The 25,492-nt window shown below is 40.8% G+C and carries 18 protein-coding genes; 9 read left to right on the top strand and 9 right to left on the bottom strand.

Annotation, left to right across the window (positions count from 1 at the left end; genetic code table 11):
* Nucleotides 1-26 precede the first annotated feature (26 nt).
* Nucleotides 27-818 (top strand): LiaF domain-containing protein, encoded by a 792-nt coding sequence (locus QZL88_RS16980; RefSeq protein WP_296943068.1) that lies wholly within the window; start codon nucleotides 27-29, stop codon nucleotides 816-818.
* A 102-nt stretch (nucleotides 819-920) separates the two neighbouring features.
* On the top strand, nucleotides 921-1,751 hold the full coding sequence (locus tag QZL88_RS16975; protein ID WP_296943066.1) for a LytTR family DNA-binding domain-containing protein: 831 nt from the start codon (nucleotides 921-923) through the stop codon (nucleotides 1,749-1,751).
* Nucleotides 1,752-1,812: 61 nt separating this feature from the next.
* Here QZL88_RS16975 and QZL88_RS16970 read toward each other — a convergent pair whose 3' ends face one another.
* From QZL88_RS16970 to eco, 3 genes are all read right to left on the bottom strand, one after another.
* Complete coding sequence (locus tag QZL88_RS16970; RefSeq protein ID WP_296945052.1) at nucleotides 1,813-2,712, bottom strand: IS3 family transposase; 900 nt, start codon at nucleotides 2,710-2,712, stop codon at nucleotides 1,813-1,815.
* A complete protein-coding gene (locus tag QZL88_RS16965) occupies nucleotides 2,634-3,155 on the bottom strand; it encodes a hypothetical protein (RefSeq protein WP_296941046.1) in 522 nt (173 codons plus the stop codon). The genes QZL88_RS16970 and QZL88_RS16965 overlap by 79 nt, the downstream gene beginning before the upstream one ends.
* An 84-nt stretch (nucleotides 3,156-3,239) precedes the next feature.
* Entirely contained in the window at nucleotides 3,240-3,734 is a 495-nt protein-coding gene (eco, locus tag QZL88_RS16960; protein ID WP_296943064.1) for a serine protease inhibitor ecotin, read from the bottom strand.
* A 208-nt stretch (nucleotides 3,735-3,942) separates the two neighbouring features.
* Here eco and metG point away from each other — a divergent pair, with 208 nt between their 5' ends.
* Nucleotides 3,943-6,015: a methionine--tRNA ligase gene (metG, locus tag QZL88_RS16955; RefSeq protein ID WP_296945123.1), complete on the top strand. Its 2,073-nt coding sequence runs from the start codon at nucleotides 3,943-3,945 to the stop codon at nucleotides 6,013-6,015.
* Nucleotides 6,016-6,069: 54 nt separating this feature from the next.
* Here the strand turns inward: metG and QZL88_RS16950 are convergent, their stop codons facing one another.
* On the bottom strand, nucleotides 6,070-8,646 hold the full coding sequence (locus QZL88_RS16950; protein ID WP_296943062.1) for a hypothetical protein: 2,577 nt from the start codon (nucleotides 8,644-8,646) through the stop codon (nucleotides 6,070-6,072).
* A 370-nt stretch (nucleotides 8,647-9,016) separates the two neighbouring features.
* On the opposite strand from QZL88_RS16950, the gene QZL88_RS16945 reads away from it, so the two are divergent.
* The 6 genes from QZL88_RS16945 to QZL88_RS16920 all read left to right on the top strand — a co-directional run bounded on the left by QZL88_RS16945 (nucleotide 9,017) and on the right by QZL88_RS16920 (nucleotide 20,915).
* Nucleotides 9,017-11,284 (top strand): GH92 family glycosyl hydrolase, encoded by a 2,268-nt coding sequence (locus tag QZL88_RS16945; RefSeq protein ID WP_296943060.1) that lies wholly within the window; start codon nucleotides 9,017-9,019, stop codon nucleotides 11,282-11,284.
* A 26-nt stretch (nucleotides 11,285-11,310) separates the two neighbouring features.
* The gene (locus QZL88_RS16940) at nucleotides 11,311-13,605 is read left to right on the top strand and encodes a GH92 family glycosyl hydrolase (protein ID WP_296943058.1); all 2,295 of its coding nucleotides are present in this window, start codon (nucleotides 11,311-11,313) and stop codon (nucleotides 13,603-13,605) included.
* Between the two features lie 283 nt (nucleotides 13,606-13,888).
* Complete coding sequence (locus QZL88_RS16935) at nucleotides 13,889-14,131, top strand: hypothetical protein (RefSeq protein ID WP_296943056.1); 243 nt, start codon at nucleotides 13,889-13,891, stop codon at nucleotides 14,129-14,131.
* A gap of 300 nt (nucleotides 14,132-14,431) precedes the next feature.
* Nucleotides 14,432-17,662 carry a TonB-dependent receptor gene (locus QZL88_RS16930; RefSeq protein WP_296943054.1) on the top strand — a complete coding sequence of 1,077 codons (3,231 nt, stop codon included), beginning with the start codon at nucleotides 14,432-14,434 and terminating at the stop codon, nucleotides 17,660-17,662.
* Nucleotides 17,663-17,677: 15 nt separating this feature from the next.
* Nucleotides 17,678-19,609 (top strand): RagB/SusD family nutrient uptake outer membrane protein, encoded by a 1,932-nt coding sequence (locus QZL88_RS16925; protein ID WP_296943052.1) that lies wholly within the window; start codon nucleotides 17,678-17,680, stop codon nucleotides 19,607-19,609.
* A gap of 133 nt (nucleotides 19,610-19,742) precedes the next feature.
* A complete protein-coding gene (locus tag QZL88_RS16920) occupies nucleotides 19,743-20,915 on the top strand; it encodes a glycoside hydrolase family 130 protein (RefSeq protein ID WP_296943050.1) in 1,173 nt (390 codons plus the stop codon).
* Nucleotides 20,916-20,989: 74 nt separating this feature from the next.
* Here QZL88_RS16920 and QZL88_RS16915 read toward each other — a convergent pair whose 3' ends face one another.
* The 5 genes from QZL88_RS16915 to QZL88_RS16895 all read right to left on the bottom strand — a co-directional run bounded on the left by QZL88_RS16915 (nucleotide 20,990) and on the right by QZL88_RS16895 (nucleotide 25,005).
* The gene (locus QZL88_RS16915; RefSeq protein ID WP_296943048.1) at nucleotides 20,990-21,952 is read right to left on the bottom strand and encodes a M20/M25/M40 family metallo-hydrolase; all 963 of its coding nucleotides are present in this window, start codon (nucleotides 21,950-21,952) and stop codon (nucleotides 20,990-20,992) included.
* A 4-nt stretch (nucleotides 21,953-21,956) separates the two neighbouring features.
* Nucleotides 21,957-22,958 (bottom strand): M20/M25/M40 family metallo-hydrolase, encoded by a 1,002-nt coding sequence (locus QZL88_RS16910; protein ID WP_296943046.1) that lies wholly within the window; start codon nucleotides 22,956-22,958, stop codon nucleotides 21,957-21,959.
* 45 nt (nucleotides 22,959-23,003) lie between these two features.
* Nucleotides 23,004-23,417 (bottom strand): DUF1634 domain-containing protein, encoded by a 414-nt coding sequence (locus QZL88_RS16905; RefSeq protein WP_006799712.1) that lies wholly within the window; start codon nucleotides 23,415-23,417, stop codon nucleotides 23,004-23,006.
* Between the two features lie 5 nt (nucleotides 23,418-23,422).
* On the bottom strand, nucleotides 23,423-24,271 hold the full coding sequence (locus QZL88_RS16900; RefSeq protein WP_296943044.1) for a sulfite exporter TauE/SafE family protein: 849 nt from the start codon (nucleotides 24,269-24,271) through the stop codon (nucleotides 23,423-23,425).
* Between the two features lie 608 nt (nucleotides 24,272-24,879).
* Nucleotides 24,880-25,005 (bottom strand): hypothetical protein, encoded by a 126-nt coding sequence (locus tag QZL88_RS16895; protein ID WP_296943042.1) that lies wholly within the window; start codon nucleotides 25,003-25,005, stop codon nucleotides 24,880-24,882.
* Nucleotides 25,006-25,492 lie beyond the last annotated feature (487 nt).

The raw sequence follows: 25,492 nt of genomic DNA, 5'->3' as shown, positions 1-25,492 counted from the left end.
ACATCAGAAACCCAAAACTTATTCTTATGGAAAGAGATTTTAAAGATAAATACCTATTTAAGAGAAACCGGGGAAATGGAATCGGATTTGCTCTTTTTCTTATTCTTTTTGGTGGAATATACCTATTCCTCAATCTTGGTATTATACCTATAGAATATAAACGGATACTTATATCCTGGCAGATGCTCCTGATCGTATTAGGTATTTGGAACTTATTAAAAAAACAATTTGTCGGAGCTTTCTTTCTCATAGCTATCGGATGTTTTTTCATTTATCCTGTTTTGTGCAGCGTATTTCCTGAACACTTTGTAAGATTCGATGTCGATATTAAAACATATTGGCCGGTTCTGCTTATTGCCGGAGGTATTCTTTTAGTAATAAGCCGCTCATTCCCTTCTTCGAAAAGAGGCCATCGTAAAGAATACAGATATGAATCAACAAATGACAATTATAATCCGGCAGAACAAAACAGTGCTGACTATGTTGATAAAAATCTGATGTTCGGAAGCTCTGAACAAATAGTTCTCTCGCAAAACTTCAAGGGAGGAGAAGCCAATGTGATGTTTGGTGAGCTGATTATAGATTTGCGCAGGGCAAACCTAAGCGAATACCCCGGTATACTCGAGGCTAATGTGATGTTTGGCAGTATTGTCATATATACACCGTCCGACTGGACTGTAGAATTAAAAAGCAGTTCCTTTCTTGGTTCGTTCGAAGACAAACGCTATCATATCAGCAATAAAATATCAGAAAGCAGTGCGCCACGCCTTATTATAAAAGGGAGTGCCATGTTCGGAAGTGGTGAAATAAGAAGCTAAGGTCCCAGGCCCATTTATTTAATTTTGTATCTGCAACAGTAATAGCCGGTTACTATTAAACAACGTTGCATCAAATACTTCTTTCACTTAAAACTCTGTGAAATGGAAAACCGCAAACTGATTTACATACATATTCTCATTGCATTGTCAGCGGCCATTATTTTATACATATGTATGAAATCGCTGGTGGATGTATCAGAATCTGTATTGACTACTGATTCAGCCATATCGGGAATTGTTCTTTCGGGATTGCTCCTATTATTGAGGAATATAGCTCAATACAGTCATATTTCATCTTTTCCGGTAAGGCAACAACTTATCAATTACAGTGCATTGGCCATTCTCTTTGTAGCTTGCTGGCTCTGTATCCAGTACCTGATTCTATACCTGGTATTTCCCGAAGAAGAATGGACACCCCTGTTACACACGGTTCCTATACGTACGGTACTGGCATTACTCGTATACAGTCTTACAATAACAATATTTACACGATTGTACACATCGGAGGAAAAGGTTGCCGGTATAACGATTGGGGAAGAGAAAGAGGACAAGGAACTCCCGGACAATATACAAGAGCCTGTGATTGAAACTGAAAATAATGAAACACTGGAACGTATTGCCGTAAAAAACGGGCAAAAGATAGATGTAGTGCTGGTATCCGAAATCATACACCTACAGGCCGAAGGCGATTATGTAATGATACACTCTACAAAGGGGAAATTCCTGAAAGAGCAAACCATGAAATCGTTCGAAAGCGGGTTGCCACAAGATAAATTTGTAAGGGTACACCGTTCCAGCATAGTCAATATAGAGTTTATATCGCAGATAGAACTCTATGACAAGCAAAGCCAGTTACTGAAACTGAAAAACGGAGGACAGGTGCGCATAAGCCTGAGTGGGTATAAGGCTTTGAAAAAGACGCTGGGTTTGTAAAAAATAAAAGAGCCTGAATCTGTGATCTGACCCCAAAAAGTTGGACGGATTAATAAAAAATTCAAGTGTATAGAGTTCGGTATTTTACCGGGCTCTTTCCTTTTAATTTAAGTTTGATTCTCTCATTATTATAATACTCGATGTATTCTGTCAGTTCCTTTTTAAACTCACTGATGCTCTTAAATTTCTTCAAATATAGTAATTCAGACTTCATAATGCCAAAGAAATTCTCCATAACAGCGTTATCCAAACAATTACCTTTGCGAGACATGCTTTGTATAATTCCATTCTTTTTAAGTGTCATCTGATATTGCTTATGTTGATAATGATATCCCTGATCTGAGTGCAAAATAAGTTCGCCGGTTATGTTCACTTTATTTTGAGCCTTTTTTATCATATCCATAACCATCTTTAAATCAGGACTGTCGGATATGGTATAAGATATGATTTCCCCATTGAACATATCAATAATAGGAGAAAGATATGCCTTCTTACCCTCAATTTTAAATTCAGTAACATCTGTAGCCCATTTTCGGTATGGCTTTTCAGCTTTAAAGTCACGATTAAGTACGTTAGGAGCAATCCTGCCAACTTCTCCTTTATATGACTTATATTTTACCTTACGGACTTTTGATTTCAGATGCATTTCTGCCATAAGTTTTTGCACCGTCTTATGATTAATCAAATATCCCTCATTTAGGAGCTGCATATACACCCGACGATACCCATAACGTTTGTGGTGAGCTTCAAAAATATCAACTATACGTTTTCTTATATCAGCATATTTGTCTGTGCTGTTAATACGGGATATATGATAATAGAAGGTTGAGCGAGCCATCCCATGGATCCTCAGTATTGTTTGAAGATCATGACCTTTCTGCCTTAGTCCTTGGATGGCTTGCGCCCAATCTTGCGTAGACGGGCTTCCTTTTCTTCGACTAAGGCTTTCACTTTTTTTAATAGCTCATTCTCTATTTTGAGCTTAAGATTCTCTTCACGGAGCTTTTCGAGTTCCGTCTCAGGTGCTTTCTTCTTAGGTCTTCCCATACCTTTTGCGCGGCCTCGTTTTTTTGTAATATCAAGCGCATTCAAACCGTCAGTTCTGGCTATCCGTAGCCAAGTGGATATACGGCTGTCGCTTGCTCCATATTTTAACGAAGCTTCAACCAAAGATAAATGATTATTTTCAATATCGGAGACTATTGTACGCTTTAGCTCTCCACTTGCACAAATATTCTTCTTTTTGCGTAAGGCTTCTAAACCATGCTGCTTATACTGAATCCACAAACAAGTTAAGAGCTTAAAACCGATCCCATACTTTGTACTTACGTAATTGATACTGTAACCGTCTTCAAGCAGATGCATATACATGAGACGGTCGGAAAAGGAATGTGTTTTATTCATAAATAAACCCCAAAGTTTTTTGTCCAAACTTTGGGGCTCACTTCATCTGCATTGATTCAGGCTCTTTCTTTTATATTGCAATACTTACTTCTCTACCGAACTTTTTTCTTTATCGGCTTTCCATATCCTGTATTTCACTTCATACCCCTTTGGCGCATATACTACAATCGGCAATTTGCTGTTGTATCTTACGATAAGAGTCTGACCGCTCACAAACCTGTTTTCATTCGGTTTGTTACAAGCCATCATTGTAGAACGGGTTTGCCCGTCGGAAGTAAACTCATAATAAGTATATCCCCAACCTTGCAGGTCTTTTTCCTCCAGTTTACCCATAAGCGAGTGATGATTACAGTCTACACTCATCACTTTTCCCGGGATTATTTCTACTTTGTACAATGATTCGTCAGATTTCTTTTTCATTTCTATTACGTGCCTTACCATATCACCCTCCGCTTTAGGAAAGGCAGCCAGTTCTTTATCTAAATCTACTTTTTGATTCTGCGCATTCATTGATGTTGTGAATGATAATAATACGGCTACCGAAAATAGTGTCAGCATTGTTTTTGTTAAGTTCTTCATTTTTCCTTACTTTTAATTAATACCTATATTTAATCACTTATACTATATAGATGAATAAAATGTTAAAAAGCTGCATCTATATCTCCGGTTAGTTAACATCCGGACAGACCTATTTGTTTATATAATCTTCTTAACATGGAAAATAGGAACGAATTAATTTATAAAAAAAATATCTTTTCCTTTTTAGTTTCTATCTTTGCATCCTGATATTCTGAAAAAATATAAAACAATATACTATATGACTAAGAAATTCAAAAGAACCCTCGTTACATCGGCCCTCCCCTATGCCAACGGGCCTGTCCATATCGGACATCTGGCAGGCGTTTATATCCCTGCCGACATTTATGTGCGTTACCTCAGGCTGAAAGGCCAGGAAGTAATACACATCGGAGGTTCTGACGAACATGGCGTACCTATTACCATACGCGCCAAGAAAGAAGGCGTGACGCCACAGGATATCGTAGATAAATATCACGCCATAATCAAAAAGTCGTTTGAAGACTTCGGCATATCTTTCGATATCTATTCACGTACAAGCTCGGAGATACATAAGCAAACAGCTTCTGACTTTTTCCTCAAACTATACCAAAACGGAGATTTTGAAGAAAAAACAAGCGAACAATATTTCGACCAAGAGGCGCAAATGTTCCTTGCCGACCGCTATATAATGGGTGAATGTCCGCATTGCGGCAATCCGAACGCATACGGAGACCAGTGCGAATCGTGCGGAACATCTTTAAGTCCTACCGACCTGAAGAATCCCCGTTCCACAATTTCCGGTTCAACGCCTGTAATGCGCGAAACAAAACACTGGTACCTGCCTCTCGATAAACACGAGTCATGGCTTCGCCAGTGGATACTCGAAGATCATAAGGAATGGAAATCGAATGTATACGGACAATGCAAATCATGGCTGGATATGGGATTACAACCCCGTGCCGTAAGCCGCGACCTCGACTGGGGGGTACCTATTCCTCTGCCGGATGCCAAGGGAAAAGTGCTTTATGTATGGTTCGATGCACCTATCGGCTATATATCGAATACAAAAGAATTGTTACCTGACAGCTGGGAGAAATGGTGGAAATCGGAAGATACAAAATTACTTCACTTCATCGGTAAAGACAATATCGTATTCCATTGCATCGTATTCCCTGCTATGCTGAAAGCAGAAGGCTCGTTTATCTTACCTGAAAACGTTCCGGCAAACGAATTCCTGAATCTCGAAGGAGATAAAATATCCACATCGCGCAACTGGGCTGTATGGCTGCATGAATACCTCGAAGATTTTCCGGGACAACAGGATATCCTGCGCTATGTACTTACAGCGAATGCTCCTGAAACTAAAGACAATGATTTTACATGGAAAGACTTCCAGGCTCGCAATAACAATGAGCTGGTTGCCATACTCGGAAACTTTATCAACCGTGCGCTGGTACTTACTCAAAAATATTTCGACAACAAAGTCCCACAGATACACGAGTTAACTGACTACGACAAAGAAACCCTGAAGGAGTTTGCCGACGTAAAGGAAGTGGTGGAGTCGTATCTCGAAACATTCCGTTTCCGCGACGCGCTGAAAGAAGCAATGAACCTGGCCCGTATCGGGAATAAGTACCTGGCAGACACCGAGCCGTGGAAAGTGGCTAAAACAGATATGGCACGCGTGGAAACTATTATGAACATTTCGTTGCAACTGACAGCGAACCTGTCTATTGCTTTCGAACCATTCCTACCATTCAGTGTACAGAAGATCCGACAGTTTATCAATAAAGATAATCTGACATGGGAACAACTGGGTAGAATAGATTTATTACCGGCAGGCCATCAACTAAACCCATCGGAACTATTATTCGCCAAAATAGAAGACGAAACAATAGAGAAACAAATACAAAAGCTGCTTGATACAAAAAAAGCAAATGAGCAGGCTGTGGAGATAAAGGTTGCTCCTCAGAAAGCAAATATAGCGTTCGATGATTTTGCAAAACTCGACCTTCGTGTAGGCAAAGTATTGGAATGCATAAAAGTGCCGAAAGCTGATAAACTGCTCCAGTTCCTTATAGATGACGGAATGGGCAAACGTACAATCATATCGGGTATCGCAGCATGGTACAAACCCGAAGACCTTGTAGGCAAACAGGTATGCTTTGTGGCTAACCTTGAACCACGTAAACTGAAAGGTGTGGAATCGCAGGGAATGTTGTTGTCTGTGGAAGACAGTGATGGCACTCTATCATTGATTCAGCCGCCTAAAGACGTAACTCCGGGTAGCCAGATAGGATAATAATTTAATGAGATAATGTGCCGGTATACCAATTTAGAAGGTATATCGGCTTTTTTATTCCGAGATAATAGAGTCGTATTTAAGTTGTGGTTCTTCGTTCAGGATACTCTTATAATCCAGACAAAATTTATCATAGCATTGCTTAGATAAACCCTTTTGCCCCAACTTATATAAACTCCGGCATTTGATCTGCACAGAATCTTCGTCTATACTATCATGGATAAGTATTACATCGGCCAACTTTACCAATAAACGGAAATCGTTCCTTATTTCTGCTGTTTTTGCCGCTTTCAGTAAGGTAGTGATAAGCAGATCCGAATAACCGGACTGATATCTATCGACCCACCTCTTATCTATATTCGGCAACAACAAACCAGCTGATGCAATTCCAATAATTTTCTCTATCACCGGCTTTTCTATTACTCTATCAGCAGATGATATTTCATGTAACAGATTCATTACCGTCACATAATCGCAAAAAGTATCGTCCCCAATACTTACATGCCAGTAGCTGTTATCTTTCTGAAAAGTTACATCTCCTATTTCCTGAAGAAGGAGTCGCAGTTTACGGATATTTACATTTCGGTTGTTGGTCGCCTTATTTTTATCCATATCAAACCAAAACTCCTCATCCAAACGCTCAGATGTCACCCCTTTTCCCGTAGCAATATATTCAAGCAAGCACATTAAAAACATCTGCCTGATTACCGGAGTGAAGAAGCCTGTTATATCATTCCCTCCCCTATCGAAAATTTGAAAGCCACCCAGTAACGATATTTTTGAGCGTTTCTTTTCTTTATGTATATGGGGTACCTGAGGCAATACAGGTGCAGAAACGAACGCTTTATCATCCACAACAGAGGACGATCCTGTTCTCTCCGTTCTATTCCTTCTTAACAGATAAATCACCACAAGAATTACAATAACGAACAGTCCTATAATTATATAAGTTACCGGAGAATTACCGAATGTACTCCTTGCACCAGGTACCTGCAAAATATCAGTTTGTGATAATGGCGGATAAAGCAATGAATATATACCGATTTCAAATGTTCCCCCTTCTGTCCTTTGTAATATAACCGCATATATCGTGGAATTCTTATACCTGAACATATCGCAAAAAGACTCGGTATCCTGAAAATTGTATGGTATGGAATCGGACAGGAACCGGTAAGAAAAGTCATTCATATTCACTTCCATCAGGCGTATCGAAGATTTATACACATCGCTCCTGTTAGCCAGAACATAGAATTTATTTTCCTTTATATTAACTATCATCGAATTGCCAAAAACATAAGGTTCCTGCATCCCGTCGAGTGTACCCAGTCCCTTACTGGTTTTAGCCTTGGTATCGACCAAATGAAGATCATAAAGGTTATACGATGAAGCCTCCTGCGATCCGGTCTTACTCCCATATCCGCCAAACACCAGAATCTGCCCGTCACCTAAATAACCCAACGAAGACAAATAGCGGGGGCTTAACTGGTCTATAAGGTCTTTTGTCTCCCACCCTCCTGTATTCAAATTATAGGTTGATAAAGCGGCGCTATACCTATACAGCCCATAACCGCCAAATACCACCAATTGATCTGTATCCGGATTTATAAACTTGTTGTGGTGCTGAACATACAAAGACATATCCGACGGGCTACCCGACCACATGTTGGTATCAAAGTTATATAATATCAGCTCGGGATGGCTTATACTGTATGAGACTAACCTATCCGCTATATAGTCGTAAATAAGATAACTGGATGCACCCTGATAAGGTCTCCCTCCATCGACCTTTATACGTTGTACCGACTTATTTTTCAGATGCATTATATATAAACTATCATTTGTAGCTACAAACACTCTGTTATTAATAGAATCCGTCGCAATCTGGGGATAAATATTCCTGGTAATCAAACTCATGTCCTTATTCCAGTTTGTATGCCTGTCTATTTCCCATATGCCATTCGATACTATGGCCCTGTATCCATTGGTATCGTCATATACGGCAGCTACATTATGCCTGCCCATATCCCACCTACGGACAATTTTTCCTTTATCATCTTTGATTTCTATATTTTTTACCGACATAGGAGGAACATCAGATGTATAAAAAAACTTATGCCTGTTAGCCCCAAAGTATATCTTTTCGATCGTAGATATTCCCAGCGAATTATCCGGTGTATCAATCAATATTTCTTTTCCATCTATGGAAAATGTCACTGAACCTGTACGAACCTCGATCTTTACTTTCACCCATTTGTCTTCCAGTTGTTTGCGTTCGTATTTATATTCCGATGAGGCTTTTGTATTATGTATGCCGTTAAGTATAACATTGATGCGATTATTCCCCAGGTAAGACGTCATATCCAGGCTTGTAGTATCATTTGCGATAATCCTTAATATATATCCGTATGTATGGTTACTGTTTGTAAGTTTAAGATCAAATTCGAGTGTATATCCTTTGGTTAACTTTAGCGGTTTATCGGGGAGTAAATCAAGAGAAGTCCTATCATCCTTATTTACCTCATGAGACTTAAAGTTCAATCCATATGAAAAGCTTTTATCCATATCTTTGGATTGTGAGATAATAGTAAGGAAAGGACAAAAAATAAAAACAAAAAGTATGGTAATTTTCATCTTATTTCTTTTAAGGTATCGCACACAGTACAAAATTATATAAAATTAGTTATTCATAATCAGATACAAAATTTTAATTATTCATTGAAAACAAACCCACTAAAAAGGTCTCTTAAACTAAGTAGATTCTAACAAGCTATCCCTCAACACAATTACATTTCACGTCAGCGCAAATGATCTACCTTATTGTATACTTTAACGGATAGCTTAGAGGTATACAAACAAGACAAAAGTGTTCCTTTTTGCGCCAATTAATAATTAATTAATACCCCGGTTAATAGTATAGATATATGTTTGTATAAACATTTCCAGCTTATATTAACCCTAAAATCGAATAGGCCCTTATTTGAATATAACATTCCTACAAAATATGAAGAAAAGTATATTCGTCTCTTACTCCTTAATTTTACTCTTTTTACTAACAAGCAATATAAATGCCCAGAATAATAGTCAGCCTGTCGACTATGTAAATCCATACATCGGTAATATAAGCCACCTTTTGGTGCCAACCTATCCGACTGTACATTTACCTAATAGTATGCTCAGGGTATATCCCGAACGCGAAAATTATACAGGCAATACTATTGCAGGACTTCCCCTGATCGTCACAAGCCATAGGGGAAGCTCTGCCTTTAATCTGAGCCCGTATCAGGGAGCAGTAGAAGATATAAAAAGTACAATCAACTTCGGATACGACAACGAAATCATAAAACCATATTATTACAGTGTCGATCTCGACGATTATAATATACATGCCCAATATGCACCGTCACATCAGGCAGGAATCTATTACATCGATTTCGAAAATAGTAATCAATCCGCTTATCTGATCCTCAATACCCGGGACGGGGAACTCAATTCGGATAAAAATACAGTATACGGATATCAGAATCTTAGCAACAATACAAAAGTATACATTTACTTCGAAACTGATATACAACCTTCAGAAGTTGGAACTCACAAAGGAAATACTATAAATAGCAACGAAAAAACCACACAAGGCCGGAACGCTTTTTATGTGATGAAATATCCTGCCGGAACCAAACAAATAAAGGTGCGTTACGGAGTCTCATTTATAAGTTCCGAACAGGCTAAAAATAATCTAAGGAGAGAAATAAAAGACTATAATCTGGAAAACCTGGCGCAAAAAGGCCGCGACATCTGGAATTCAACACTGGGAAAGATACAGGTTTCGGGTATCGATGACAATGCCAAGACAGTTTTCTACACCTCTCTTTACCGTACTTACGAACGTATGATCTGCATTTCGGAAGACGGGAATTACTTTAGCGCCTATGATGGAAAAGTCCACAATGACGAAGGCCGTCCATTCTATACCGACGACTGGATCTGGGATACTTACCGTGCAACACACCCGTTGCGCATAATTATCGAGCCTGAGATGGAAGATGATATGGTCAACTCATACATAGTAATGACCCGCCAGATGAAAAATCCGTGGATGCCAAACTTCCCCGAAGTGACGGGTGACAGCCGCCGTATGAATTCGAATCACGGGGCAGCTATGGTTGCCGATGCCTACATAAAAGGATTGAGAGGATTCAATCTTGAAGAGGCATACAATGTGAGCAAAGCGGCAATCACCGAAAAAACACTGGCTCCCTGGTCATCCAAGCCCGCCGGAGTATTAGACCGGTTCTACAAAGAACACGGATACTTCCCTTCCCTGGCAAAGGGAGAAAAGGAAACAGCTCCGGAAGTTCACGGGTGGGAAAGACGCCAGCCTATCGCTGTTACCCTGGGTACTGTCTACGATGAATGGTGCCTGTCGCTTATTGCAAAGCAATTAGGCAAGAATGACGAAGCCGATTATTTCTCGAAACGTAGCCTAAACTACCATAAGGTATTTAATCCCGAGACTAAGTTTTTCCATCCTAAAGATGCATCAGGCAAATTTATGGAAGACCTTGATTACCGTTTTCCACCGGGTATTGGCGGACGCGATGCTTACGATGAAAATACCGGATATGTATATCGCTGGGACGTGCCACACAATATTGCAGACTTAGTAAGCATGCTCGGAGGAAAAGACGCTTTTGTAAAAGAACTTGAAGATATGTACAGCACCCCTCTGGGGAAAGGAAAACCCGATTTTTATCATATTTATGCCGATCATAGCGGTAATGTCGGGCAATTCTCGATGGGGAACGAACCTGCAATGCACATTCCGTATTTATACAATTATGCAGGACAGCCCTGGCGTACTCAAAAGCGTGTACACACACTGCTGAATCAATGGTTCAGAAACGATGTGATGGGTATTCCCGGCGATGAAGACGGAGGTGGCCTCACCGCATTTGTCGTATTTTCGCAGATCGGATTTTATCCCGTTACCCCCGGATTACCGATGTATGTAATAGGAAGTCCGACTTTCGAGAGTGCAAAACTGAATATCGGCAACGGCAAATCATTTGAAGTGGTGGCAATTAACTACTCTCCTGAAAATAAATACATTCAATCCGCGAAATTAAATGGTAAAGATTGGAATAAATCATGGTTCTCACATGAAGAACTGATGCAAGGCGGAAAGTTAGAACTGGTTATGGGAAAACATCCGAATAAAAAATGGGCCTCAGACGATAACGCTGTACCGCCATCATTCAGTATGAATAAATAAATTTCAATTACTATACTATCACGACTATGAATATCAAAAACACGATTAAGAAAGCAATTACTTCTGGTATATTCTTCTTATTTGCAATTATTACTGTTGCACAAATTAAGACAGATCCGGTAGACTATGTAAGTATCCTGACAGGGACATTATCTAAATTTGAGCTATCGACAGGTAATACGTATCCGGCCATAGCCCGTCCTTGGGGGATGAATTTCTGGATGCCTCAGACCGGGGAAATGGGTAATGGTTGGTCGTATGTATATACTGCCGACAAAATCAGAGGATTCAAACAAACACATCAACCCAGCCCATGGATGAACGACTACGGACAATTCTCCATCATGCCGATTGTAGACAAACCTGTTTTCAATCAGGACAAACGGGCCAGCTGGTTCTCGCACAAATCGGAAGTAGCAAAACCATATTACTATAAGGTATATCTTGCCGATTCGGATATAACAACCGAAATAACGCCAACCGACCGCGCGGCAATATTCCGTTTCACTTTCCCGGAGAAAGATAATTCCTATGTTGTTATAGATGCTTTCGACCGGGGATCTTATGTGAAAATTATTCCGGAACAAAACAAAATAATAGGTTACACAACACGCAATAGCGGCGGCGTACCCGATAATTTCAAAAACTATTTTGTCATTGTTTTCGACAAGCCGTTTACCTATCAGGCAACTGTAGGAGACAGCGAAATCCGTAAGAACGAACTTGAAGCTAAAGAAAACCATACAGGCGCTATTATCGGCTTCGCTACAAAGAGAGGTGAAGCTGTTCACGCACGTGTGGCATCATCATTTATAAGTCCCGAACAAGCCGAACTAAACCTCAAAGAACTCGGCAGTGACAACTTCGACCAGATAGCCGACAAAGGCCGCAAGGTCTGGAACGAAACATTAGGACGGATAGAAGTAAAAGACGACAACATCGACAACCTTCGTACATTCTATTCCTGTTTTTACCGTTCGGTACTATTCCCTCGCAGTTTCTATGAGATAGACGCCAAAGGAGAAGTTGTTCACTACAGCCCTTATAATGGCGAAGTCCTTCCGGGATATATGTTTACCGATACTGGCTTTTGGGATACATTCCGATGCTTATTCCCATTCCTGAATCTGGTATATCCGTCGATGAACGAAAAAATGCAGGAAGGTCTGGTCAACGCATACAAGGAAAGCGGATTCTTACCGGAATGGGCCAGCCCGGGTCATCGCAATATTATGGTAGGGAACAACTCTGCATCCGTTGTTGCTGATGCATACCTGAAAGGACTAAGAGGCTACGACATTGAAACGCTATGGGAAGCCCTGAAACACGGAGCAAATAATGTACATCCTAAAGTTTCGGCATCAGGACGTCTGGGATATGAATATTACAACAAACTAGGCTATGTGCCGGATGATGTCAGAATAGGGCAAAGCGCAGCACGTACATTGGAATATGCATATGACGACTGGACTATCTACCGATTGGGTAAAGCATTGGGTAAACCCGAAAGTGAAACCAGCATATATAAAGAGCGTGCCATGAACTATAAGAATCTCTACAATCCGAAGTTCAAATTGATGACAGGCCGCAATGAGAACGGTGAATTTGATAAAACATTTGTAGCCGAAGACTGGAGCCGCGCATTCTGTGAAGGTAACAGCTGGCACTGGAGTTTCTGCGTATTCCACGATCCGCAAGGTCTGATAGACCTCATGGGAGGAAAAAAAGAATTCAATACAATGATGGATTCCGTATTCATAGTACCTGGAAGTAAAGGGATGGAAAGCCGCGGCATGATTCACGAAATGCGAGAAATGCAGGTGATGGACATGGGGCAGTATGCACATGGAAACCAGCCGATACAACATATGGTTTACCTGTACAATTACTCAGGCGAACCCTGGAAAGCTCAATACTGGGCACGCGAAATAATGGACAAACTCTACAACCCCAATCCTGATGGGTATTGCGGCGATGAAGATAACGGACAAACATCGGCCTGGTATGTCTTTTCTGCACTTGGGTTCTACCCAGTATGCCCAGGTTCTGATGAGTATATACTGGGATCGCCATTATTCAACTCGGTCACTCTGAATCTCGAAAACGGAAAGAAAGTAGTTATCAAGGCTGAAAACAACAATAAAGCGAACAGGTATATATCATCCATGGCTATCAATGGTAAAGCTCATAGTAAAAATTACCTGACTCACGATACCTTACTGAAAGGGGCTAATATCAATTACAAAATGGCTGCTACCCCTAATATAAAAAGAGGTACAAATGCTGCAGATTATCCCTATTCATTCTCTAATGAGAAATAACAAAAAATAAATTTCTGTATTAATCAAAAACAACCCTGATACCCAGGTATCCCAAATTACCAAAGAAGTATATATATACGCCAATGGCCGAATTATAGACTTCTTTTGGTAAAGCGGATAGCAGAAGATATTTTAATATTAATTAATATTGCATACTGTTTTCCTGCTTTAATCCCAAAGAAACCTAAAAAAAATCAATTATATAAAAGATTGCAATTAACAAAGAATTGACCTTTAATTTAAGCTCATATATATGCTCTATATAATACAAAATACAATAACAATGAAAGGCATTTTTTCGACTGAAAATTTGGCGGTTAGCTGTATTTTACTAGAGAGAGAGAGAGAGAGAGAGAGAGAGAGAGAGAGAGAGAGAGAGCACACATTAACTAAAAAAAGACAAAAAAACAATAGGCCGGATATAACAGATAAAATCCGACTATTCTTTTCTATTAAGAAAACCTTCTTTCGAAGAACTGACCAGTTCTTCGAAAGAAGGTTTTCCGTGTTTATATACATCTGTTAAAATTATAGTTTGGAGAAGGGAAAACATCCATTCATATTAAAAAATCCAATTATTAACATCTAAAATTTATAGCCTATGGGAAAACAAAAAAGAGAACAGTAGATCAGAGATTTTTAACAACTAACCTTATTCGTAATTATTATAACAATGAAAATAACAAAAAACTCCTATCGACTGGACATTCCTGTGTGTCTAAGAGTTATAAAACGCCCCTCTGAGACACGATTAAATAGTAAAGAACCACAAATTACTAACTTTAATTAACCTATTATGAAAGACATTTTTACTAAAAAAGTATTTATGCGCATAAGAACGGGATTGCTTATAATAACATTATTAGCAATAGGAAGCCCGCAATACATCTCGGCTTCAGTACACAAAACCGAACAAGCCCAAAAAGAAGTGACAGGGAAAGTTTTCGATAGCTCCAGCAAAGAGACATTGCCCGGTGTCAGCGTTTCTGTAAAGGGGACAAACATTGCCACTATGACAGATGCAGATGGTAATTTCTCCATAAAAGTTCCGTATGCCGAAGCAACTCTTGTTTTTTCATATATCGGATTCCAGCCACAACAGATAGAACTGAAAGGCAGAACAACATTAAATGTTGATTTAGTAGAGGACATCAAGGCGCTGGATGAAGTTGTCGTCGTGGGATACACCACTCAAAAAAGGGAAAACATCACTGGTGCGGTAGCAACTATTACCACAAAAGACCTTGTACAAAGTCCTACTGCAAACATCAATAATGCGCTAGCGGGAAGACTCCCGGGTTTGATCGTTAACCAGTTTAGCGGAGGAGAACCGGGCGTGGATAAATCCGAATTGTTTATTCGTGGAAAGTCCACTTATGGGGATCAATCACCCATCGTAATCGTTGACGGAGTAGAACGCGACATGTCCTACCTTGCAGCAGACGAGATCGAAACATTCACCATATTGAAAGATGCTGCTTCTACTGCACCTTATGGTATCCGTGGAGCCAATGGAGTTATAGTTGTTACCACCAAGCGCGGTAAAGCTTCGGAAAAGGCTTCTGTGAACTTCAAGGCTTCTTTTGGATTTAATAAAGTAGGTAAGACCCCTAATTTATTAGGCTCTGCCGATTATGCCACTCTATATAATGAAGCATCGCGAAACGATGCGATGATGAACGGAACTCTGGAAAATTATAAAAAACCATTTACAGATGAGGCCATCGCCAATTTCAGAATGGCTAGAGGCGACAACTCTGATGGTTTAGGATACAACTGGGACTATTTCGATTATATGTTCAAATCTGCCGCTCAGCAAGATTATAATCTGTCGGTTCGCGGAGGTACAGATAAGGTCAGATACTTTGTTATGGCCGGACATATGAATCAGGGAACCAATTACAGACATGTAGACCTATCCGATTATGATGCATCACCTAATTTCAAGAAATATAACTTCCGGTCTAATATAGATGTAGACATTACAGATAAGTTCTGGGTGAAACTCGACTTGGGCGCACGCATTACAGACCGTACAAATATTGGTTCGGCAGCCAGCCGTCTGGTGAATATTGCAATGACCCAGCCTCCTTATCTGCCGATTGTACTGGAACAGAACGATAATCCGGCCAATCAAAGCTATTTTGTCAGCAATCCTAAAGGAATGCTGTTCGGAGACCAGATTTATCGTTTCAATCTATTGGGAGAACTATCCCGTTCGGGTTATCACACTCAAAAATATACTTATCTGGAAGGTAGCTTCTCTATGGGATATGACCTGGACTTCATTACAAAAGGATTAAAAATCGAAGGAACTTTCTCATATGATGCCCGTGAAGAGCAATGGACCAGAAGAGAGGTCAACACTTATAGTGAAGGGTATCGCCAATATCCTTCTTATGCTACATTCAAGCCTAAAGATGGCATTGACATTTACAGGACTCCCGGTCATTACGACGGAGTATATTCCACCGGTAATAAATACAACACAGACCAGACGGTAGGTAATAACTTCACTCAGAGTAACCCTTCTAACAGGACATACTATCAGGCAAAATTAATGTATCAGAACTCATTCGCACAAAATCATAATGTGACCGGAATGTTTCTGTTCAATCGCTCTACAGAAGGTCAATATGATGGAGACAAAGTTCGTGCCGACCACAGATATCAGGGCCTGACAGGACAGTTTACTTATAATTTCTCTGACCGTTATTTCGCGGAATTTAACTTTGGATACAATGGTTCTGAGAATTTTGCTAAAGAAAAACGTTATGGATTTTTCCCTGCCGGATCTGTGGGATGGGTAATTTCCAATGAATCATTCATGAATAACACTAAATCATGGATGGACTTCTTAAAGATCAGAGGTTCATACGGATTAGTTGGTAGCGATAAACTCCCGGGCGGAAGGTTTGGTTATCTACAATTCTTCGAAGGAGGCGAAGGCTATAATTTTGGAGAAGGTGGCTTCAATACAAATCCCGGCGGATGGAGAGAAGGTGGCTTGGCTAATAGAATACTGACATGGGAAAAAGCAAAAAAATTAAACATTGGACTAGATGCTAATTTTCTAAAACAAAGATTACGATTCTCATTTGACTATTTCTACGAAAACAGGTATGACATCCTCACCGAACTGACAGGAGACAAACTTGGTTTCCCTGATATAGTAGGAAAAGACGCCCCTCGTATAAACTCAGGTAAAGTCAAAAATCATGGTCTCGAATTTGAGGTAACATGGTCTGACAAGATAGGCAAAGATTTCAGATATTTTATCAAACCCAATTTTACATTTGCCCGCAATAGAGTGGATTACATGAATGAAGTTGTCTATGAATATGCATGGAGACGGAAGACAGGGCAAGCTCTGGATGTAAATATGCTTTATGTGTTCGATCACTTTGTAGCAGATCAAGCCGAAGCAGACAGATTGAATGCTGATGGTTACCAGCCATGGGGAACCTTGATACCGGGAGATGCTGTTTACAAAGATCTGGATGGCGATGGTGTTATTACCGACCAGAATGACCGCATGGCGATGGGATATCCCCGCAGCCCTGAGATCCAATTCGGATTACCTATTACATTACAATATAAGGGATTCGATTTTAGTGTACTCTTCCAGGGTGCGACAAACTCTACCATCATGCTAAAAGATGCTGCAGTATTCGATTTTCCTAATTTCGACCAAGATAAGATAGGACGCGTAAGGCCTATGCACCTCGACAGATGGACTCCAGAAACTGCTGCGACAGCCAAATATCCGGCTCTGCATATTGGTACGCACTCTAACAATAAGAATGAAAGCAGTTCTCTATTCATGTACGATGGTTCGTATGTAAGATTAAAGAATATAGAACTTGGTTATACACTGCCTCGAAAAATAATAAGAGTAGCAGGACTAAGCAATGTCAGAGTATATGCTCAGGCTCAAAATCTGGCTACATGGGACAAACTTGGAGATGTAGATGTAGACCCTGAAATGCGTAATGGAGGAGGAGACTGGTATCCTATATTGAAGGTATTTAATTTTGGTGTGGATATTACATTTTAATAAAATAACAAGAATATGAAAAGTTTCAAATATATATTAAGAGGTCTGCTGGCAGTCATGTTGGTATCTCTTGCTGCATGTAGCGAATATCTGGACAAGCAACCCGATGATCAGATTCCTGAAGAAAAAACCTTTGCCAGTTATGAGAAGGTAAACCAGCTTGTAACGGACTTGTACCTGAGAACCAAAAGATGTAATGCGCCAATGACATGGTTATCCCATTTTTCCTCTGCGGGCTTGACCGATGAGGCTGAGGCAACTAATGTGGAGGGAAACATCACGAACCGTTACAATAGCGGAGACTGGAGTCCTACGGCTGTACCTCAGCCTAACAACGATATGTTCTGGAAAGGTATCTATAATACTATACGCCGTGCTAATGTAATCATTGCCGGAGTTTCCAAGTATAATACTCCCGACAATCCGATCAATCCGGGCGACTTGCACAAAAGAGTCGGAGAAGCATATTTCATCAGAGGCTATTTGCATTATCTGCTAGTACGTATGTACGGTGAAGTACCGTATATCGATTATGTAGTAGATGCCAACCAACCTATGGACTTCAAGAAAGAATCTGTACATACGATCGTTGATAAGATTACAGCCGATGCCAATGAAGCTGCGAACCGACTGCCTGCAAATCAGACAGGGATAGATTTTGCCCGTGCCGACAAAGGTGCTTGTTTAGGGCTGATTGCTATCGCAAAATGGACTGCTGCTGCACCTATGTACAACGGAGCTGCCAGTTACGGTTACACAGGGAAACGCGAATTTGAATCTGAGTACGCTTACGATATCAAACGTTGGGAAGCTGCCCGCGATGCAGCTAAAGCTGTGCTTGATTTTCAGGCAGACGGCAAACCACGCTATTCCCTTTATACCAAATATACTAATGCTGATTTCAATGACAGCGGTGGTAAAGACTATAACGGATCTACTGTATATACCCGTCTTTGGCAAATGTTCTACGACGAAGAAGCATTCAAGAACGAAGCCGTCTGGTTTGTAACAAAGGACAAGCATGAAGGTTGGTTTGGTGATATGTATCCTCCTAGCCGTGGAGGTGGATCCCGTCAGCAACCTGTACAGGAACAAGTAGATGAATATGAATATATATCTCCTGATGGATACGGTTATCCTATCTATGACAGTAAAGCCGTAGCAGACGGATATGATGACACTAATCCATATATGTCAGTCAGACGCGACCCTCGTTTCTACCGTGATATTATATTTCACGGAGCGGCATTCCGCGATGGAGGGAATAATCCGTCTGTTACAAATACAGCCTCAGGCAGTGACAAAATCGGGGCAAGTAATGCCACCACCACCGGTTATTATCACCGCAAATATCTGCAAGAAGGCTGGAACAGGAGTGGTAGTGTTTCCATTAGTGCCCCTGCAGTATGGCGATTACCGGAATTCATCTATATCTACGCTGAAGCTGTAAATGAGGTATCGGGACCTAATCAGGCAATATACGATCTGGTGAATACCGTTAGGGCCCGCTCTTTTATGGTACCTATGCCAGTAGCCTGTAAAACAAACAAAGACCTGATGCGAGAATACATAAAGCGTGAGCGTCGTGTGGAATTCTACTATGAGAATAAGCGAACATTCTATAGCCGTTTGTATCTGGAACCGACATCCGAATCGGAGTTAAAGAAAGAGCAACAATGGCTGGCGGCTGGTTCTACAAACAACGAAAGGTCTAAAAACTACTGGGCTCAATACCATCAAGCATATCCTAAATGCCAACGCATGATCAACGGGATGATGCCTGTTGAAGATCCTAATGGTAAAATCGAAGTTGGAGGCAAGAAATACAGAATGGAACGTTTCTGTAAGGAAACACGGGTATTCGAGGCTCCTAAGCATTATTATTGGCCGATTATGCAAACCGAGTTACAGAAGGCTGTGAATCTGGTACAAAATCCAGATTGGTAAATTTTATTGGTTATCTTGTGAAAGAGAGTTTGCAGCTCTCTTTCACTGTTTTATGGCCTTTATTATTTATCTTTATCCCTTAATATAAGTATGAGAACCTTAGAATAGAAACGATAACAAAAATCAACTGAACATGAAACACTTAGGAGCGCTTTTCATTCTGATCATCTGTTTTAGTATACTTTCCTGCAGTAGTAAGAAAGAAAGTAAAGCATCTGTATCAGATAACTCTAACAACCTTCCGGAATGGGCTTTTGGCGGATTTATCCGTCCGGACGGAGTCAATCCACTAATAGAACCTAATCCGGCTACAAAATTCTTCTGTCCTATGCGGAAAGATTCAGTCGGATGGGAAGAAAGTGATACATTCAATCCGGCAGCAGTCGTAAAAGACGGGAAAATCTATGTCTTATACCGTGCCGAAGACAATTCCGCCACAGGCATAGGCAAACGTACATCCCGTATAGGCTTAGCTGAAAGTGCAGATGGTATAACTATGCAATTACGCAATACCCCTGTGCTATATCCCGCTGAAGATAACAATAAGGAATATGAATGGGAAGGCGGCTGCGAAGACCCGCGTGTTGCCATGACCGAAGACGGAACATTTGTAATGATGTACACCGCATGGAACCGGCAAATTCCCCGCCTATGTGTAGCCACATCCAAAGACCTCATCACATGGGAGAAACACGGCCCGGCTTTCGCTAAAGCATATGACGGCCGCTTCAAAGACCTGGCGAGCAAATCAGCATCGATTGTCACCAAGGTAGTAGACGATAAACTCGTAATTACCAAAGTAAACGGGACATATCTGATGTACTGGGGCGAACACATGATCAATGCCGCTACATCGACCGACCTGATAAACTGGACTCCTCTCCTCAATGAAAAGAACGAGCTGAAAGGCCTTATCTATCCACGCTATAAGTATTTCGACAGCGCCCTTACCGAGTGCGGCCCTCCGGCGATAATGACCGATAAAGGCATTCTGCTTCTCTATAATGGAAAGAACAGAACCGATGATAAGCGTGACGAGCGCTTCAATGCAGGAACATACAGCGCCGGACAGATATTATTCGATTTGCAGAACCCATATAAAGTCATCGGACGGCTCGATACTCCTTTCTTTCGCCCAATGGCCGAATTTGAAAAGAGCGGCCAATATACCGACGGGACTGTTTTTATAGAAGGACTGGCCTATCTCAATAACAAATGGTTCCTATACTATGGTTGTGCCGATTCTAAAGTTGGGGTTGCCATTTATGATCCCGGCAAACAAGTCCCGGGAGATCCTATCGAATAATAACGCCACATCATCAATAAGCTATATGCCAACATCTAATTCAGAGTTGGCATATTTTTTATCCGGCACTCTGTTCAGAAACTCTCCAGATTAGCCATATTCCAAAGATTCAAGAATGCTAGTTTAGCTATATCCACCACCTTATCGTAATTTATCTTATCGGCTTCATCACTAGGCTTATGATAATCGGGATGCAGATCGGTATTATAAAAAATCACAGGAACACCTTTCTGCATAAACGGCATATGGTCACTCCCTCCCGGCGAACTGTTTAAAGACGGAAAGTCAGGTGTAAGCTTGAGGCTGTATCTTTCTATATCGGACTTTATCCATTCTCCGAATACCGGCTTACTATCGCTATAAAAAACAGACACATGAGCACCGTCTCCGTTTTTGTTGCGCCCTATCATATCACAATTGATATATCCTTTTATAGGGATAGGTGAAAGCAACGGAATAGGTATGTATGAGGAATGTTCTTCCACAAAATGGGAGGAGCCTAAAAGCCCCATTTCCTCACCATCCCAGAGTGCAAAAACAACGGTTCGTTCCGGTTTCTGCCCCGAAGCAACGAAAGCCTTAGCTATCTGCAATACAGCCGATACGCCCGAAGCATTATCGTCAGCTCCGTTATATATGCTATCGTTTGTTTCATTTGCCCTTATCCCTAGATGATCATAATGAGCACCTACCATAACTATTTCATCACTATTTTTTCCCGGAATATATCCCAGTACATTGCATAACGATAGTTTCTTACCCGATAAACCTTGAAAACGAGATGGGGTAAAAGGCTGAAAATATTTCCCGCGCCAAGGTTTTACACCTATGCTATCCAGCATATCCTTTAAATATCCGGCAGCCTTAACTGCTCCCGGTTCGCCTCCCTTTCGCCCTTCGAGGCTGTCACTGGCCAGAACCCCTATATAAGTAACGGCATCGTGACGGGTAATAGCAGACAAACCCTTTTCCTCGGGGGGTTGAGAAAAGCAACAGATAGAGAGTAAGAGTAGTGTAGAAGTAAGTATATGTTTCATGTTTTTAAAAGTTTTTCAGGTTTGCCATATTCCACAGATTAAGGAAAGAAGCCTTGGTGATATCGACCAGTTTATCCCAGTTTATTTTATCTGTGTGGTCGGTAGGCTGATGGTAATCGGGGTGTCCGTCGGTATGATACCAGATCAAAGGAATATCCCGTTTTGCAAAAGAAGCATTATCACTTCCTCCTATAGGTTTATCCCACGGCCTGTAGTCGGGTTTCAGATTCAGTTTGTATGCTTTTATATCATCCTTGAGCCATTCTCCGAACGCAGAATGCGATTCGGTATAAAAGTAAACGACGTGTTCAGGTTTTGCTTCATCCTTATTACGTCCTATCATATCAAAGTTAAGGTATCCTTTGACAGATGATACAAAAGGGCACTCAGCCACAAAATATTCCGAACCCAGCAAACCCAATTCTTCCCCGTCCCAGAACGCAAATATAACCGTTCTCTCAGGCTGCTGACCTGAAACGACAAAAGCTTTTGCTATCTGCAATACAGCTGATACCCCGGAAGCATTATCATCAGCACCGTTATATATTTTATCTCCGGCCAGACTCTCATCCATTCCCAGATGGTCATAATGAGCGCCGACAATCACATATTCATCTTTCCTTTTACCTTCGATATATCCCAGAACGTTTTTCAGATCCAGCTTTCTGTAGGCCCTTTCCTGCTTATATTTAGCTATAGAATCGGGATGTACGGAAAATCGCGCCCGTGTCTGACGCGCGCGGCTATATGCTTCGAACGGCTGGAAATAAGAACCGGCATTCAGGGGCTTAACACCCATATCCTGCAACAGAGATTTGATATACTCTGCAGCAATACAACTGCCATTCTTACCCGCTTCACGTCCCTGTAAAGCATCACTGGCAAGGAAACCGATATAAGCTTCGGCGCTTTCCTTGTTGATACTGCCGAGGCCTGTATCTTTTCCCGACTGCCCGAGAACAGACAGAGATATAAAAAAAACGGTTATAAGAAATATTTTATCCATCTATCTATTGGTTATATCTGTACTAAACAAAGTAATAAACAAGTCCTAATGTAATCCTAAAAGCATATTAGCTACAATAATACATAAAACAATTAAGGTTATCACCACATACATGTAGTCTTTTTCGATCAGAAAGCCAATTACAGAAAAAGCAACCCGCAATATAGGTGTCGCAATCAGCACACATACCCCAAATTGTATAATAGCAGCGCCATCGAAAGATAAAACACGGGGAATTATAGTAGACAATTCTCTCAGATAATGTTCTACTCCGGGAAATGGCTGCCCGTCCGGAATCGGTTTGTAATGCTCCATAGACACCCCATGATTCTGGAAAAGGTAAATAATACCTCCCAGAAGTGTAATACCACAGGCAAGGGTAACTCCATAGCGAAGCAGTTTTCCTATAAAGAGCTCCATATCCCTTTCGGCCCAAAATTCTTTTGTAAATATATTCATACCCTTTATAGTTTACCTGTTATACCATTATATATCATCGAAACAGCTAGGAAGAAAATCACGACACTGAAAAGCAAGCGTAATTTTTTCACATTGGTCTTAGGCAGTATTTTAGAGCCGAAGAACGCTCCCAATAATACTCCCACAACGATAGGCATTGCCAGTCCGGGGTCTATGTATCCGCGTTGCAGGTAAATAACCGCACTCGCAGCAGCTGTTACACCCACCATGAAGTTACTCGTTGTGGTAGATACTTTAAAAGGTATCTTCATAGCTGTATCCATTGCCAGCACTTTTAAAGCTCCCGAACCGATGCCTAACAGTCCGGACAAAACTCCCGCCAATGTCATCAGTGAATAACCACCCACGACATTGTGTACATTATATTTTTCTATTTTCCCGTCTTTTGTGGGATAAGAACCGTTAAGCTTTAATTTTTCGCCCAGCTTATCACCCGGGGCAGCATAATCTATATTCTCTTCCTTCTTGCTGATAGAGCGTACTGCCGAAAAAATCAATACACAGCCGAATATAATAGCAATATACACTTTATCGAGATACATAGCCACTATAGCGCCTATCACGGCTCCGGTGGTAGTCGCTATCTCGAGGAACATCCCTATACGCACATTGGTTATTCCTTCTTTGATATAAGCCGCCGCCGCGCCCGACGATGTAGCAATCGATGTTACCAAAGCCGCGCCTATCGCATAGCGCATGTCTACGCCAAACCCCAAAGTAAGTAAGGGGATTACCACAACTCCCCCACCCAATCCTGTCAGTGAACCGATAAATCCGGCAAAGCAAGCACCGAAAAATAGGATGATGGAGAATACTTCTAAATTTAAGTCCATTTCATTTATTTTTTTACGAATGTAAAGATACTATTTCACAAGGGAAACAGGGAAAGCAAACGGTAATATTATCAAATATAAAATCTGCAAATCCTTTCTAGTAAACAAGTCAGCTTTATTTATGTTGACATAAACCTAAGATAGTACCTGCTTAACCGTCATAAACGATTCATATATTAACTGTATTTAGTTAAAAGGTAACAGATACTTCAGCTTTTAGCTGATAGCTTTTAGCCGTTAGCTATCGCATAAGTGATTTACAGTTAGCAGCAAACAGTATTTTCACGCACAGATGCTAAGGTGCAAAGTCCAATTCATGATTTACAACTCATAATTCATAACTTATTGCCTAATTCACGTTTATTAACTATATTTAGTTAAAACCTGACACATCTGACAGTTTTTTTATTGTTTTTATCTTGTCATTTTTGCATCTGCTAACTATATATGGTTAAAAAGTAACAAAGGTAACAGGGAAAGCAATTAAGAATTAAAGCCAATCAGTAATTGAGACAGTATATTGTAATATAAAAATGTTCTATTCTTATCGACTTCACTTCGTTTCGTCAGAATGTTCATTTTGGCATTGCCCAAAACGAACCAAAAGGCTAGCGCTTCGTTCCTCGGCGACCTGTCAACGGTTTGCCGGCTGAAGGGGACAAACGGGCTATCGCCCCGTCCCTTTCTACGCCGACTGCACCGGACAGGTGCCCGCCTGCGTCACTAATGCGCATCCGCTGACGCCTTAGTAAGGCAAAGCCCTTTGAAGAATAAATACGCGTCAGCAGGCGCCGTATGCTTCACGGACGGGCACCCGTCAGGAGAGAAAGGCTAAAAAACGAAAACGTGTTTGAGCTTATCCGGCGATTCGGGCTATACAAACCTCAGAGCGAGTTTTTTCGTTTAGCCGTCTCTTCTGCTAACGGGTCGGCCTTTGAAGTGGGGTGCTAAAGCGTTTTTGGTTCCTTTTGCGGCTTTGGGCAAAAGGAACACAAGCAATCTTTGATTGCGCGTAGTAAAAAAACGAACGTTAAAATGTAACAAACATAACTGTCTTTTCAGTCATTTACTAATATGCCATTCAATACATCAAAGAGCTATCAGCTAATAGCTAAAGACTATCGGCTCTTATTATATAGATAAAATTACTCCATTCCCATCATAGAAGAAAACTTCATTTTTTCGTTTTTATAGAAACAAAAAAGATGTATCCAATGAATA

It is taken from the genome of uncultured Dysgonomonas sp., from assembly GCF_900079725.1.
In the GTDB taxonomy this organism is placed as follows: domain Bacteria; phylum Bacteroidota; class Bacteroidia; order Bacteroidales; family Dysgonomonadaceae; genus Dysgonomonas.
This window is presented reverse-complemented; position numbering and strand designations above follow the sequence as displayed.

Bases quoted from the DNA above. Each gene is read 5' to 3' on its own strand.
- QZL88_RS16980 (WP_296943068.1), top strand. From the start codon at position 27: ATGGAAAGAGATTTTAAAGATAAATACCTATTTAAGAGAAACCGGGGA.
- QZL88_RS16975 (WP_296943066.1), top strand. From the start codon at position 921: ATGGAAAACCGCAAACTGATTTACATACATATTCTCATTGCATTGTCA.
- QZL88_RS16965 (WP_296941046.1), bottom strand. From the start codon at position 3,155: ATGAATAAAACACATTCCTTTTCCGACCGTCTCATGTATATGCATCTG.
- eco (WP_296943064.1), bottom strand. From the start codon at position 3,734: ATGAAGAACTTAACAAAAACAATGCTGACACTATTTTCGGTAGCCGTA.
- QZL88_RS16950 (WP_296943062.1), bottom strand. From the start codon at position 8,646: ATGAAAATTACCATACTTTTTGTTTTTATTTTTTGTCCTTTCCTTACT.
- QZL88_RS16945 (WP_296943060.1), top strand. From the start codon at position 9,017: ATGAAGAAAAGTATATTCGTCTCTTACTCCTTAATTTTACTCTTTTTA.
- QZL88_RS16940 (WP_296943058.1), top strand. From the start codon at position 11,311: ATGAATATCAAAAACACGATTAAGAAAGCAATTACTTCTGGTATATTC.
- QZL88_RS16935 (WP_296943056.1), top strand. From the start codon at position 13,889: ATGAAAGGCATTTTTTCGACTGAAAATTTGGCGGTTAGCTGTATTTTA.
- QZL88_RS16930 (WP_296943054.1), top strand. From the start codon at position 14,432: ATGCGCATAAGAACGGGATTGCTTATAATAACATTATTAGCAATAGGA.
- QZL88_RS16925 (WP_296943052.1), top strand. From the start codon at position 17,678: ATGAAAAGTTTCAAATATATATTAAGAGGTCTGCTGGCAGTCATGTTG.
- QZL88_RS16920 (WP_296943050.1), top strand. From the start codon at position 19,743: ATGAAACACTTAGGAGCGCTTTTCATTCTGATCATCTGTTTTAGTATA.
- QZL88_RS16915 (WP_296943048.1), bottom strand. From the start codon at position 21,952: ATGAAACATATACTTACTTCTACACTACTCTTACTCTCTATCTGTTGC.
- QZL88_RS16910 (WP_296943046.1), bottom strand. From the start codon at position 22,958: ATGGATAAAATATTTCTTATAACCGTTTTTTTTATATCTCTGTCTGTT.
- QZL88_RS16905 (WP_006799712.1), bottom strand. From the start codon at position 23,417: ATGAATATATTTACAAAAGAATTTTGGGCCGAAAGGGATATGGAGCTC.
- QZL88_RS16900 (WP_296943044.1), bottom strand. From the start codon at position 24,271: ATGGACTTAAATTTAGAAGTATTCTCCATCATCCTATTTTTCGGTGCT.
- QZL88_RS16895 (WP_296943042.1), bottom strand. From the start codon at position 25,005: ATGCGCATTAGTGACGCAGGCGGGCACCTGTCCGGTGCAGTCGGCGTA.